This is a genomic window from Aquimarina sediminis, assembly GCF_002895435.1.
GTDB lineage: Bacteria > Bacteroidota > Bacteroidia > Flavobacteriales > Flavobacteriaceae > Aquimarina > Aquimarina sediminis.
In genome coordinates, this window is record NZ_POYJ01000013.1 from 95,361 (window position 1) to 110,237 (window position 14,877).

At 34.6% G+C, this 14,877-nt stretch carries 11 protein-coding genes; all 11 read left to right on the forward strand.

What is annotated here, in order from left to right; translation table 11 throughout:
• The first annotated feature begins 273 nt into the window (after positions 1 to 273).
• The 11 genes from C1X07_RS21395 to C1X07_RS21445 all read left to right on the forward strand — a co-directional run bounded on the left by C1X07_RS21395 (position 274) and on the right by C1X07_RS21445 (position 14,866).
• Complete coding sequence (locus C1X07_RS21395) at positions 274 to 1,677, forward strand: FAD binding domain-containing protein (protein ID WP_103072084.1); 1,404 nt, start codon at positions 274 to 276, stop codon at positions 1,675 to 1,677.
• Complete coding sequence (locus C1X07_RS21400) at positions 1,674 to 3,929, forward strand: xanthine dehydrogenase molybdopterin binding subunit (RefSeq protein ID WP_103072085.1); 2,256 nt, start codon at positions 1,674 to 1,676, stop codon at positions 3,927 to 3,929. The genes C1X07_RS21395 and C1X07_RS21400 overlap by 4 nt, the downstream gene beginning before the upstream one ends.
• On the forward strand, positions 3,926 to 4,414 hold the full coding sequence (locus C1X07_RS21405) for a hypothetical protein (protein WP_103072086.1): 489 nt from the start codon (positions 3,926 to 3,928) through the stop codon (positions 4,412 to 4,414). The genes C1X07_RS21400 and C1X07_RS21405 overlap by 4 nt, the downstream gene beginning before the upstream one ends.
• Positions 4,415 to 4,420: 6 nt before the next feature.
• Positions 4,421 to 5,371 (forward strand): XdhC family protein, encoded by a 951-nt coding sequence (locus tag C1X07_RS21410; RefSeq protein ID WP_103072087.1) that lies wholly within the window; start codon positions 4,421 to 4,423, stop codon positions 5,369 to 5,371.
• A 228-nt stretch (positions 5,372 to 5,599) separates the two neighbouring features.
• Complete coding sequence (locus C1X07_RS21415) at positions 5,600 to 6,163, forward strand: RNA polymerase sigma factor (protein ID WP_103072088.1); 564 nt, start codon at positions 5,600 to 5,602, stop codon at positions 6,161 to 6,163.
• A 44-nt stretch (positions 6,164 to 6,207) separates the two neighbouring features.
• Positions 6,208 to 7,143: a FecR family protein gene (locus C1X07_RS21420; protein ID WP_103072089.1), complete on the forward strand. Its 936-nt coding sequence runs from the start codon at positions 6,208 to 6,210 to the stop codon at positions 7,141 to 7,143.
• An 892-nt stretch (positions 7,144 to 8,035) separates the two neighbouring features.
• Positions 8,036 to 9,502, forward strand: coding sequence for a CoA-acylating methylmalonate-semialdehyde dehydrogenase (locus C1X07_RS21425; RefSeq protein WP_103072090.1), 1,467 nt, complete (start codon positions 8,036 to 8,038; stop codon positions 9,500 to 9,502).
• 10 nt (positions 9,503 to 9,512) lie between these two features.
• Positions 9,513 to 10,859, forward strand: coding sequence for an aminotransferase class III-fold pyridoxal phosphate-dependent enzyme (locus C1X07_RS21430; RefSeq protein WP_241507308.1), 1,347 nt, complete (start codon positions 9,513 to 9,515; stop codon positions 10,857 to 10,859).
• Positions 10,860 to 10,862: 3 nt separating this feature from the next.
• On the forward strand, positions 10,863 to 12,599 hold the full coding sequence (locus C1X07_RS21435) for an NCS1 family nucleobase:cation symporter-1 (RefSeq protein WP_103072092.1): 1,737 nt from the start codon (positions 10,863 to 10,865) through the stop codon (positions 12,597 to 12,599).
• 13 nt (positions 12,600 to 12,612) lie between these two features.
• The gene (gene hydA / locus C1X07_RS21440) at positions 12,613 to 13,995 is read left to right on the forward strand and encodes a dihydropyrimidinase (protein ID WP_103072135.1); all 1,383 of its coding nucleotides are present in this window, start codon (positions 12,613 to 12,615) and stop codon (positions 13,993 to 13,995) included.
• A gap of 4 nt (positions 13,996 to 13,999) precedes the next feature.
• Positions 14,000 to 14,866: a nitrilase-related carbon-nitrogen hydrolase gene (locus C1X07_RS21445; RefSeq protein WP_241507309.1), complete on the forward strand. Its 867-nt coding sequence runs from the start codon at positions 14,000 to 14,002 to the stop codon at positions 14,864 to 14,866.
• Positions 14,867 to 14,877 lie beyond the last annotated feature (11 nt).

Here is a 14,877-nt window from a genome sequence, read left to right on the forward strand (position 1 = left end):
TCTTTTACATATTTTTAAATTCACAGTTTGCAAAATTAGTTCATCTACAAACATTGTTGGTATCTAAAGATCATCATACAACAAACGATATAGAGATGTAGAAAGAAGATATCATTCTGATTATCAGTAAAAATAAAGATTACGTCTTGATACTGTATACGAAGGTTTATGTAGAGTTACCCTCTCTAGGATAAATCAAAAAAACTCAATTAAATAGCCAAAACTAATTAAGTATTAAATTTTTAGTATATTTCTATTAAACCATTTAGTTATATGATCCAATTTATTTTAAATAACCAGATTATAAGAACTGCTGTAAACTCTGGTGTTACGTTGCTGGATTTTGTGAGAGATCACAACCAGCTAAAAGGAACAAAAATTGGTTGTAGAGAGGGAGATTGCGGTGCTTGTACCGTATTAGTTGGAGAATTAAAAAACGATGCAGTATCCTATAAAAGTATTACTTCCTGTATTTATCCACTAGGAAATGCTAACGGAAAACATATTGTAACTATAGAGGGCATTAATTTATCAAAAGAACTTAATATAGCCCAGAAAAGTATGAGTGAGAGCTATGCAACCCAGTGTGGATTTTGTACTCCTGGTTTTGTAGTATCTCTAACGGGGTATACATTACAAAAAACAGCAGGAGCAAATACGGTTACTGATGCTATAAGTGGAAATATTTGTAGGTGCACAGGGTATAAGTCTATAGAAAAGGCAGCTAAACTAGTTGATGATAGGCTAGCTAATAATAAAGAGGTCAATAAACTTGGTTGGCTAATAAAAGAAAAATTTATACCTAATTATTTTAAGCACATTCCCGAAAAACTAAAAACACTGGAATTAAAAACTTTGAAAAAGGAAGGAGTAATAGTTGCTAATGGTACAGATATTTATGTGAGACACGCTGATAGGTTATCAGAAGTTGCGGTACATTTAATAGTCGAAGATGAGTCATTAAAAGGAATTGAAATGAACGAAGATATATGTACGGTTGGAGCAAATACTACAGTTTCAGAAATCTTAGATAATTCACAAATAAGATCTTTTTTTCCAAAGCTAAAATCTTTTTTAAAATTAGTATCCTCAGAACAGATAAGGAACATGGGGACATTAGGTGGAAATTTTGTTAATGCTTCACCTATTGGAGACATGTCGGTGTTTTTTCTAGCCTTGGATAGCACTCTGGTGATAAAGAATAAAGCAGGGATCAAACGAAGCATTCAATTTAAATCCTTTCATTTAGATTATAAAAAATACGATTTAAAAGAAGATGAGCTAATTGAGTCTATCTCATTTAAGATACCTCTAAAGGACACCAGGTTCAATTTTGAAAAAGTTAGTAAGAGAACACATTTGGACATTGCAAGTGTTAATTCGGCATGTAAAATTACTATGAAAAAAGATGTGATTTCTGAGGCTTGTATTGCTATTGGAGGCGTTGCTCCAATACCTAAGTATTTATCTAAAACTAGTAGTTTTTTGAGTGGAAAAATAATGAGTACAGAAATCATTAAGCAAGCAGAAGCGATTTTACAATCAGAAATAACTCCAATTAGTGATGTTAGAGGTGCATCAGGATACAAGCGATTATTGGCAAGACAGTTATTTTTTACTCATTTTATAGAATTATTTCCGACCAAAATTAAACCAGAAACTCTTTTAGACTTATGAGAAATATAGATTCTTATGGACATGTAAGAGGGGAGTCTCTTTTCGTAGACGATATCATCGTAAGACAAGACACATTATATGGGTTGACATTTGATTCTCCTATAGCACATGGAAAAATTAAGAATATTAATTATGATAAAGCAGCCCAGGTAGATGGTGTCATTAAAATATTTACTCATAAAGATATAAATGGCGAAAATCAGATTGGAGGGATACTTCCAGATGAACCATTATGGGCAGAGGATGAGGTGCATTTTATGGGGCAGCCTATTGCCTTTATTGTTGCGATCTCAGAAAGTATTGCAAAAAAAGCAAGAGCTTTAATAACTATTGAAATTGATGAATTACCCGTCATAACAACAGCAAAAGAGGCAAAAGAAAAAGGTAGTTATATAAATGCGCCACGCTCTTTTATGTTAGGAGATACCGAAAAGGCATTTACAAATTGCGATTATGTCTTTGAGGGAGAATCTTTTTCTAATGGGCAAGAACATTTGTATTTAGAAACTCAAGGTTGTTATGCCGTTCCTATGGAAAATGGAAATATTAAAATCACGTCATCAACACAGGGACCAACTGCCGTTCAGAAAATTGTAGCACGTGTTTTAGGTGTTGCGATGCATACAATAGAAATAGATGTTATTAGATTAGGAGGTGGTTTTGGCGGAAAAGAAGATCAAGCTACCCCGTGGGCAGTAATGGCAGCAGTAGCCGTACAACATCTTAAAAAACCAGTTAAATATATTTTAAATAGACATGATGATTTGAGGATGACAGGTAAACGCCATCCTTACGAATCAACCTTTAAAATAGGATTAACAAAGGATTTAAAAATAAAAGCTTTTGATGTAGAGTTTTTGCAAAATTCTGGAGCCGCAGCAGACTTATCCCCTGCTGTTGCAGAACGAACATTGTTTCATGCTACCAATAGTTATTTTATTCCCAACGTATCATCAATAATACGTAGTTGTAAAACAAATTTACCTCCAAACACAGCTTTTAGAGGATTCGGAGGACCCCAAGGTATGTTTGTCATAGAATCTGCTATTGCTCATGCAGCATATAAATTGGGGGTAGATAAAAGTGAAATTCAAGAAGCAAATTTATTAACAGAAGGTGATGAGTTTTCATATGGTCAAATAGCAACTCAGGTAGAAGCAAAAGCATGCTGGCGTATGACCAAAGAAGCATTTCAATTTGATAAACTACAAAAGGAAGTAGCATTGTTTAACAAAGAAAATACTGTTCTCAAAAAAGGATTGTCTTTAATGCCCATTGCTTTTGGGATATCATTTACCAATACACAAATGAATCATGCAAGGGCATTAATACATATATACCAAGACGGTAGTGTTGGAGTTAGTACAGGCGCCGTAGAAATGGGACAAAGTGTCAACACCAAAATGTTGCAAATAACTGCAAATACACTCGGTATTCATCCCTCAAAAGTAAAACTAGAAACAACAAATACCACACGGGTAGCAAATACATCACCATCTGCAGCAAGTTCAACAGCAGATTTAAATGGGAATGCTGTTTTAAAGGCCTGTAGTGCTCTGATTAAGAGATTAACCAAAGTCGCAGCAACCATGCTTTCTGTTGAAGAAGAGATTATATCTTTTAAAGATGATAAAGTTTTTGTGAATAATAATAAATCAGACCTGTTTTGGGAAAAGGTTGTGGAGCAAGCTATGAGCCAACGTGTTGCTTTGTCTGAAAATGGACACTATGCAACACCAGTAATTCATTTTGATAAAACAAAGGAGAAAGGGCATCCATTTGCATACCATGTGTATGGTACAGCTATAACAATGGTGACCGTAGATTGTTTACGAGGAACTTACAAGTTTGATGCCGTAAAAATAGTTCATGATTTTGGAAAAAGTATGAACTTAGGTATTGATATTGGTCAGGTTGAAGGGGCATTGGCTCAAGGAATAGGTTGGATGACAATGGAAGAAATAGCATTTAATGAAAAAGGGAAATTACTTTCTAATACATTATCAAGTTATAAAGTTCCAGACATTTTTTCTGTACCAAAAGAAATTGATATTATTCCATTAGAAACATTAGGAAACCACATGGCTGTTTTAAAATCTAAAGCTGTAGGAGAGCCTCCGTTAATGTATGGTATTGGGGCTTATTTTGCGATACAAGACGCTGTTAAAGCATTTAATAAAAATTATCAACCAAAATTTCATGCACCATTTACTCCAGAGAAAGTTTTAATGAGTTTATATGCTGATAAATGAAATTAAAATATACAAAATCAAATATCATTAGAGGAGCTATTATCTATAGTATCGGAGATACAATAGCTGCAATAATTTTAAATGAATTTTTATGGACAAGAATAGTAGGAATTGTTTTTATTGGAGCGACTGTTTATGCTTTCGAAATACCAAATTATTTTAGTTGGATCGATAGAAAAACAAAAGCACTAAAAAAATCTAAATTGACTTTAACCAAAACCGCTTTAGCTATTTTGTATTTTAACCCTTTTTGGATTGCACGTCATTTATTATTCATTAAACTGTTTTCGGGTAATGTAAACCATATAGGCTGGCAATTAGTATACATCTCTTTTTGGTCGTTTTTGGTGAATATTCCGATCTCATTTGTGGCAAATTACGTTATTCAAAATAGAATTCATCTTAATTGGCGTTTTTTGGCAAGCGCGATTTTTTCTGCAATAATGGCTATTTATTATGCGCTAAGCGAAACCATTTTTAAGTAATGTTTTATGAAATTTTGGAAGCAAATATTACAAAAACTAAAAGAAAATAAAAAAGTATGTCTTCTTACTGTGGTACAACATTATGGGAGCTCCCCGGGGAGAAAAGGATTTAAAATGTTTGTATCTGAAGATGATTTTATATATGGCTCTATTGGAGGCGGTATTATGGAGTTTAATTTAATAGAAGAAGCAAAAATTCTATTAAAACAGAAAACCCAATCAATATGTATAAAAAAGCAAATTCACAAAGGAAAGATCGAACAGGGATCAGGTATGATATGTTCTGGAGAACAAACAGTTGTATTTCATCCTTTATGCAATCAAAATATATTATTGATAGAAAGGATAGTCACTAGCTTAGGTAACAATAAAAAAGGGGTTTTAACCTTGTCTTCTAACGCAATCAAGTTTGAGCAGAATTTAATGAACTCAAAATACCAATTTGATTTATATGATTTTGAAAATTGGTGCTTTAAAGAGCAGTTGGGTAATGCAGAAACCATATATATTGTTGGTGGCGGACATGTTGGGTTGGCTGTTTCTAAACTATTTAACATGCTTAACTTTTATGTTGTAGTTTTTGATGATAGAGACAACTTGAACACATTTGAAGACAATGAATTTGCAAATGAAAAACATACAATAAACTATTCTAAAATTTCTGAATACATTCCGCCTGGTAGTGATAGCTATGTGGCTATTATGACAAATAAGTATACCGATGATAAATTGGTTTTAAGCACATTAATTGAAAATCAATATAGGTTTTTAGGAGTCTTAGGAAGCAAGGCTAAATTAGAAACAATGTATAAGGTTTTAGAAGAACAGGATGGGATTTCTAGAGAAAAACTCAGCAAAATTAAAGCACCTATTGGCGTACCTATTTCTAGTCAAACTCCCGAAGAAATAGCTGTAAGTATTGCTGCTCAAATAATAGAAATTAAGAATAGAGTATAGCCTAAATTGCTTAGGCACTCCTTTCTAGAAGGAGGTGAATGATTTTTCATTTAATTCATTTAATTCTTTTTGTTTTCCTAAAAAACACTTCTGTTAAAGAGCATTTGAAATATGAAAAAATTGATGTTATAAGCAAGGTGTATTTTGATGATTGTTGTTAAATAATTAGATATTCACTTTGTGTATCAGGTTTTTTTAGCTGTATATTTGTTGTAAAAATGTTAAAATTTGAATATTTCTAGAATTTCAAGACTTTCTGTTAAAATTAAAAAAGGGTCAGAAAAGCATTTTAAACTTTTTTTTGATGATACTCATGCAATGGTTTATAAAACCTGTGTGAAGATGGGACTTACCCAAGAAGATGCAGAAGAAATAGTGCAAGATACCTATGTGCAGTTTTGGAAACAACGGGATGCTATTGATGAAAATAAAGGAGTTCTAGGATTGTTAAAGCTAATTGCAAAACGATTAGTTCTAAAAAAAATAAATAAGAAGGATGTATCATTTGTATCCGGAGATCAAGATAAAACAACTGAAGACGCAAAAGAACAACCTCAGAAGTTAAATTCTGATCTTTTATTAAAAAATATAGAAAAATTACCCTTTTCTCAGCAGCAAATCATTAAGCTTTTTTATCTTGAAGGGCTCTCTACTATAGAAATATCTGATTTTCTAGAGGTTTCAGGAAGAACAGTAGAGAATAATTTGTATCGGGCAAAAAAAAACCTGAAACAAATACTGGAGCAACAAAATATAACAAAAGGAACGTTTTATGATTTTTTTAATGAGTAGTTAACTTATTAATTAGTAATATCTTAAAAAGAAGAACAGTCATAATGTCAAAAACAGAAAAAGACATATTATTAGAACAAAAATTTGATCAACTCTGGGATGAAACAACAGAGCTGGATAAATTGGATGAAAAAAAGTCTGAGAAAATATATAAAGGAATTGCAGAAGAATTAGAGTTTAAAACAAATACTTCTGATAAAACAATTACTCTAAGAGAGGTGTTGAAGTATGCTGCAGTTTTTTTAATATTGTTTTCAGGGGTAGCTTATATGTTTTGGGATAAAGGGAAACAGCCTACGATTCACACAGAAGAAAGTGCTTTGATATCTCTTAAAGCCGAGATCGAACCTCAGCACGTAACTCTGGATGATAAGTCCAAAGTAGCCCTGTTTTCGCATAGCACATTGACATATCCCAATGTTTTTAATGACAGTATAAGAGAAGTGTATTTAGATGGATCTGCAAAGTTTACTATTTCTGAAAATAAGGAAAAGGCCTTTTTGGTTCATGTCGATGAACTTACCACAGAAGTATTAGGTACTTCCTTTACAATTAAAGAAGACACCATATCTAAACAGATAAGAGTGTATCTCCATACAGGGAAAATAGCCATCTATAATAAAACAAAAAGTTTCAGTAAAATCTTATACCCAGGAGATTCATTGGTATATAATGGTCTAAAAGGAAAAGAGATCAAAGAAGAGATTATTACAGAAAAAGCTGTTAAAATTGATGCTAATACAGCCATTGATAATCGGATCTCTATGACTTTTGTCAATGTTAAAATTAAAGATGCTTACCAACGAATACAGAACCAAACTGGAATACCTATAGACTATACAAACATTGGTATTGGAGGGGATTTGATTATTACACTAGATTATACAGATCAAACAGTTGATAAAATATTAACGGACCTCAACTCTTTTAGTGGGTATTCTTATGAAATCAAAAACAACAAGGTCTACATTAATAAATAAAAGTATAACACAAATACTAAGTTTGTTATAGTATATTAAATATCGCATCAAAGAAATAAAAATGTTGTTTATAATTTTTGATCTGGTATCTGTAGAGGTAGTTAATCATAAAAACTTTCTAGGTTACTTGTTGAGTCTTGTTAATAATTCATTGCATATCCTGTTTGGGTAAATATTTCCTTATTTTTAGTGGTTATATAAGTGGTATGTATTGTTTTTTAACTTTTTTTATAAAAATATGGCGATTGTTGTGAGTAGTTCTGGATGTTTTTGTCAATATATGAATGTGTGATAAAAACGATACATCATGAAGCTACTAGATTCGAGATTTTTTTTAGAAAGAAAAACGTCTTTAATTACCTATTTTAGACTATTATTTATGAACTGGAGATATTCTTTCTTTTCCAGCAATATGATTTATTTAATCATCAGTATTCATCATATCCTACTAGGATATAAAAAGAACACCTTTTTAATAACTACTTCTGAGATTAAAAAAAGGTAAAACAGTAGATGAAACATGGAATAAACTTGAAGTATATTTTGTTTTAATATAAAAAAGATGAGAAATAATCATTTTTAGTTTATTTTATTAACTTTAATGGTGACTTATTAACATAAAACGTTGTAAATCCTTAGGTGGTTAGGATGTTTTGTTGAATACTTATAGATTTAAATGTTTGTTAGTAAGTGATATGTCTACGTTACAGGTAGTTATAATTTATTACAATATCCCCAAAATATTTTGAAGTAGTACACTTCAGCTTTTTTAGTAAATGACCTTCTCTATTTCGAGTTAAATTTCGAAATATTAACTCAATAGCACAAGTAAAATAAGCAGTATACACTGGTCAGTAGTGATAACAAGCGAAAAACAACAACAATATAAATTATGGAATTAGTAAAATCTCAATCAAACGTTCAAAACTTCATTAATGGAAGTTTTGCAAATGGAGAACAAGAATCATTGGATGTGATTAGTCCAATAGATGGAAGTGTGATCTCCAAGGTGCCTTTATCTACTTCTCAGGATCTTAACAATGCCGTTATTTCTGCAAAAGAAGCATTTGTAGATTGGTCAAGCACGACCATAAAAGAAAGAGTTCAGGTTTTCTTTAGATACCGATCTCTTTTAGAAAAAAATATAGATGAGTTATCTAAGTTGGTTCAAGCAGAAAATGGTAAAACCTATGGAGAAGCCAAAGCTGAAGTAGAAAAAGGAATAGAGTTATGTGAATTTGCAGTATCGCTTCCTCAGATTATCGCTAATGAAATTCAGGAGGTTAGTAAAGGTGTAGAGTGTAGAACAGAACGAAAGCCTCTGGGAGTGGTAGCTTCAATTACCCCATTTAATTTTCCAAATATGGTACCGCACTGGACCATTCCCAACGCATTAGTCCTAGGAAATACAATGGTAATGAAACCATCAGAAGTAGTGCCATTGAGTGTAGTAAGAATAGCAGAACTACTCAAAGAAGCAGGACTCCCTGATGGAGTATTTAATGTGGTCAATGGAGGAAAAGAAGTCGTAGAGGCAATCTGTGATCATCCAGATATAGCAGCAGTCTCTTTTGTAGGGTCTACCAAAGTAGCCAAGATTGTATATAAACGAGCAACATCTACTTTGAAAAGATGCGTAGCATTAGGAGGAGCAAAAAATCATTTGATAGTACTACCAGATGCTAATTTGCAAATGACAGCTTCTAATGTAGTAGCGTCAATGTCTGGTTGTGCTGGGCAGCGTTGTATGGCAGCTTCAGTAATGGTAGGAGTGGATAAAGTAGATCCTATTATCGAAAGAATGGTGGAAGAAGCAAAAAAAATTACGCCAGGAGATAATCTGGGAACCGTTATTAGTGCTGAAGCAAAACAGCGAATAGAAGGATATATTGATCAGGCAGAAGCTGCCGGAGCCAAAATTATTTTGGATGGAAGAAATACTACCGTAAAAGGAAAAGAAGGAGGTTTCTATGTTGGCCCCACAATTATTGATTATGTAACACCAGATATGTCAGTTGCCAAAGAAGAAATTTTTGGTCCCGTAATTAGTATCATTAGAGCCAAAGATGTAAATGAAGCTATTGCCATAGAAAATGGCTCAAACTACGGAAATGCAGCAGCAGTATTTACACAAAGCGGTGGATTTGCCAAAAAAGTGATGGAAGAAGCTAGCGCAGGAATGATAGGAGTAAATATTGGAGTTCCAGTGCCAAGAGAGCCATTCTCTTTCGGTGGGTGGAATGAATCCAAATTTGGAGTAGGAGATATTACTGGAAAAAGCTCGATAGAATTCTGGACACAGATAAAGAAAACAACTACCAAATGGAATCCAGAAGCGCAAGTAAATTGGATGAGTTAATACTGAAAGAATGATGATTACAGAAACAAAAGACGAAATCGTAAAAAATAATCTAGAGTATACCTTGTTTTCCTGGGCAAAACAAGGAGGGTTAAATCCCATAAATGCATCCCATGCAAAAGGATCATATCTCTACGATAGAGAAGGAAAAAAATACCTCGATTTTTCTTCTCAATTGATGAATGTTAATATCGGTCATGGTGATCAACGAATTACCAAAGCGGTTACCCGGCAGATGGAAGCAATGAGTTATGTCTATCCCGGGATGGCTACTGAAGTAAGAGGAGCCTTGGGAGAAAAAATAGCAGCAATTACACCAGGAAACCTCACAAAGTCATTTTTTACATTAGGAGGAGCCGAAGCCGTAGAAAATGCTATGAAATTAGCGAGAATATATACAGGTAGGCATAAGATAATAACGCATTATCGTTCCTATCATGGAGCTACCTATGGTGCTATTTCTGCAGGAGGAGATCCTAGAAAATTTCCTGTAGACGTACAAGGAGTTCCAAATATTGTACATGTAGAGAATCCATATGCCTATCGTTGCCCATGGAATTCCTCCTCTCCAGAGGAGTGTGGAGAACGTGCCTTGGCTCATCTGGAGCGTGTTGTGCAATTTGAAAACCCAGAAGCCATAGCCGCTATTTTATTTGAAGGAGAATCTGGATCCTCAGGCTGTATTAAATACCCTCCCATGTATTTAAAAAAAGTACGGAAATTGTGTAACAAATACGGGATATTACTCATTGATGATGAAACCATGAGCGGTTTTGGAAGAACAGGAAAAATGTTTGGAATTGATCATCATGATGTGACTCCGGATATTATGTGTATGGCCAAAGGATTGACCTCGGGATATCTGCCTTTGGGAGCGATGGTAGTTACAGATACTATAGCAAACTATTTTAATGACAAACCGATGCTACTAGGGCTCACATATTCTGCTCATCCAGTGTCTTGTGCCGCAGCATTAGAGAATATAAAAATTATAGAAGAAGAAGGTTTGGTAGAAAGAGCTGCCAAAATGGGAGAGTATATCGAGCAGGAAGTAGAAAAATTAAAAGAAAAACACCCTTCAATAGGAGATTTTAGAAACACAGGGTTATTAGGGTGTATCGAGTTAGTAACCAATAGAAAAAGTAAGAACCCGGTAACTCCATGGAACGCAAAACCCGAAGATATGCAGGTTACTAATCAAATGGCAGCAAAAATCAGAGCCTTGGGGATGTTCACCTTTGTCCGATGGAACTGGATTTTTATAGCGCCTCCATTAACTGTTACCAAAGAAGAAATAGACGAGGGATTAGCCATAATTTCTCAGGCAATTGCAATTGCAGATCAACAGTACAGCTAATCTATGAATAAGAATCGTGTGACTAAGAAAGATACCATTGCTAAGTCGTCTCTGTATAGCGAAGACTTAGCGCCGATTCCTGGAGCAAAAAGAAACTGGAATCAATGGCACCTGGCAGCTATTTGGGTTGGGATGGCAGTGTGTATTCCAACCTATTTATTAGCCTCTTATATGATCAAAACAGGGTTAAACTGGTATGAAGCCTTAATGATTATTGGAATTGCCAATTTGTTGATTACAATTCCAATGGTAATAAATGGACATGCCGGGGTAAAATATGGACTTCCTTTTCCAGTAATCGGAAGAACAGCTTTTGGGATTAAAGGGGTGCATCTCGCTTCAGTTACACGTGGAATTATTGCTTGCGGATGGTTTGGCATACAAACCTGGGTTGGGGGTCTTGCCGTTTATGCCATTTTTAATGCACTTGCAGGGGTAGAAGGAACTGTAGGGTTGTCTGTAGGGAAATTTGTAGGATTTGGAGTGTTTTGGTTGATCAATATGTATTTTATATGGAAAGGTACAGATAGTATTAAATGGCTAGAAACCTATTCTGCACCGATTCTGATTCTAATGGGAATTGTTCTTATCGGGTGGGGATATACTAAAGCAGGTGGATTTGGAATCGTATTAGAACAAAGCGACCAATTAAAAAAAGTTGCCGCTACAGTTTCTACTGAAGGAGCTGAACAAATACTGACGCTTCAGGTGCTTCATAATAAAGAAGGCGAACCAAAAGCGAATCAATACAAGATGATACATGCCAATGGAGAGACTGAATGGACTAATATACCTAGAAATGGTGAAGTAAATATTACCAATTTTATTGTAGAAAAAAAAGCTACAACCATATCTGATATCAGTATACAGTTTAGAAATACAACTGGAGATAAAATAAGTCTGTCCAGTGTAGTAAAGGCTTCTCCCGCATCATTACCAGGTAAAAAAGAATCTAAAGTATGGAAGTATATCGTATGGCTGACTGCAATGGTTGGTTTTTGGGCTACGATGGCTATTAGCATTGCCGATATTACCCGATATGCCACCAGCCAAAAGGCACAAGTGTCAGGTCAGTTTATGGGGCTTCCCGGAACGATGATGTTGTATTCTTTTGTAGGGATTTTTGTTACCTGTGCAGCACTTTTAAATTTTGAAGATATTTTAATTGCCGAAGATGCTCCCTGGGATCCAGTGTCGTTATTGGCAAAATTCAAAAACCCATGGGTAGTTGTTGTAGCTCAGGTATTTATGCTGATAGCTACATTGAGTACCAATATCGCTGCCAATGTGATTGCACCAGCAAATGCATTTTCTAATATGATCCCTAACAAAATAAACTTTAGAACAGGGGGGATGATTACAGGTATTTTGGGGATTGTAATAGCTCCCTGGTGGCTACTTGATGAAATTTCGGGAGTATTAATCTTTGTAAGTGGGCTATTAGGACCTGTATTAGGAATATCTATTGCAGATTATTTTCTGGTTCGAAAAAAAGAATTGAACCTAGAAGAATTGTATAAAGAAAAGGGGAAATACTTCTACTCTAGAGGATTCAATAAAGAAGCAATGATTGCTTTATTTGTAGGAGTTTTTGTGGCACTAGTAGGATATTGGGTTCCGCAGTTACACTTTTTATATGCGCTATCCTGGTTTTCTGGATTTGCAACCTCACTGCTTTTATACTATTTGTTGATGAAAAAACCAGCAATTCCTCTAGAAGGAAATGATACTACGAATTGATAAAAACACAGATATGTCGATACTCATAAAAAATGGAACAGTAGTTACTGCTGCTGAAACCTATATAGCAGATGTCTATGTAGAAGAAGAGAAAATTGTAGCCATAGGAAAAGCTTTATCATATACAGCAGATATAATCATAGATGCAACCGGTAAGATGATTTTCCCGGGGGGAATAGATCCTCATGTACATCTGGATATGCCGTTTATGGGAACCTATTCCAGTGATGATTATGAAACAGGAACCAGAGCGGCTCTATTCGGTGGGACGACAATGGTTATTGATTTTATTTTGCAAACCCAGGGAGATACCTTGTATAATGCGCTAAACACCTGGCAGAAAAAATCAAAAGGAAAAGCAGTAGGGGACTATTCTTATCACATGGCTGTTACAGATTTTAATGATGATGTAGCAAAAGAAGTAGTGCAATTTATTACCGAAGAAGGAATATCATCTTTTAAAACATTTATGGCTTACAAAGGAGCTTTGATGATAGATGATGGGCAGATGGTACAATTGATGAAAGTAGTCAAAGAACATGGCGGTTTGGTAACAGTACATGCTACAAATGGAGATATGATTGATTCGCTAGTTGCCAAAAATAAAGCATTGGGGAATACAGCTCCTTTATATCATTATTTATCACAGCCAGAGGTTACAGAGGCAGAGGCATCAGCCCGGTTTACCGATATGTTAGCGTATACTGATTGCCCAGGCTATATTGTACATATGACTTGTGAAGGAGCACTCAATGCTGTTCGCAGATCCACACTGCGCAATCAAAAAATATTTGTAGAAACCTGCATACAATATCTGATGTTAGATGCTTCTTTATATGAGAATGATTTTGAAGGAGCAAAATGGGTGATGAGCCCTCCATTAAGAGAAAAAAAAGATCAGGAAGCATTATGGTCAGGAATTAATCAGGGATTAATACAAACCGTGGGGACAGATCATTGTCCGTTTATGTGGGAACAGAAAAAAATGGGAAAAAATGATTTTTCAAAAATTCCAAATGGTCACCCGGCGATCGAACATCGAATGGAATTGTTGTTTTCTGAAGGAGTACATAAAGGAAAAATATCCCTCAATAAATTTGTAGAAGTAAGTGCTACCAATGCTGCAAAAATATTTGGAATGTATCCGAAAAAAGGAACTATAGCGATTGGCTCTGATGCCGATTTGGTCATTTTTGACCCTCAAAAAGAACATGAGATATCTTCAAAAACACATCACATGAATTGTGATTATTCTGGATATGAAGGACAAAAGGTAACAGGAAAAGTAAGTACTGTTTTACTTAGAGGGAAAATAGCAATACAAGATGAGAAATGTCACTTAAAACCTGGCTTTGGAAAATTTATTAAGAGAAAAACAACAACTAAAATAATTTAAGAAAATGGCGAGAAAAATTAAATCAGGATTGATTCAGATGAGCCTTCCGATGACAGAAGGAGAAGGGACAATTCAGGAAATCATGGATGCAATGTATGATAAACATCTCCCGTATATTGAAAAGGCAGGAAAGCAAGGAGTGCAGATTTTATGTCTACAAGAGATTTTTAATACCCCATATTTTTGCCCCGGACAGGATAAAAAATGGTATGAATCGGCAGAAGCTGTTCCCGGTCCCACAGTAGCAAAACTACAAAAGATTGCTCAGAAATATGATATGGTTATTATCGCTCCTATCTATGAGAGAGAACAAGCAGGAGTTTTTTATAATACCGCCGCAGTAATAGATGCAGATGGTAAATATCTCGGGAAATATAGAAAAAATCATATCCCGCATACCAGTGGGTTCTGGGAAAAATTCTTCTTCAAGCCAGGAAATATGGGATATCCGGTTTTTCAGACCAAATATGCTAAGATCGGAGTATATATCTGCTACGATAGACATTTTCCTGATGGAGCCAGAATATTAGGAATAAACGGAGCAGAGATCGTGTACAACCCTTCTGCTACAGTAGCTGGATTGAGTGAGTATTTATGGAAACTAGAACAACCAGCACACGCAGCAGCTAATGGATATTTTATGGGATGTATTAATAGAGTCGGAGAAGAGAAACCTTGGGATTTAGGGAAGTTTTATGGGCAATCTTATTTTGTAGATCCCAGAGGGAAAATATTTGCAGAAGCTTCTCGTGATAATGATGAATTACTAGTATCAGAATTTGACTTAGATCTTATTGAAGAAGTAAGAGCAACATGGCAGTTTTATAGAGATAGAAGACCAGAAACGTATGGAAAATTAACAGAATTATAAAATATCCTTTT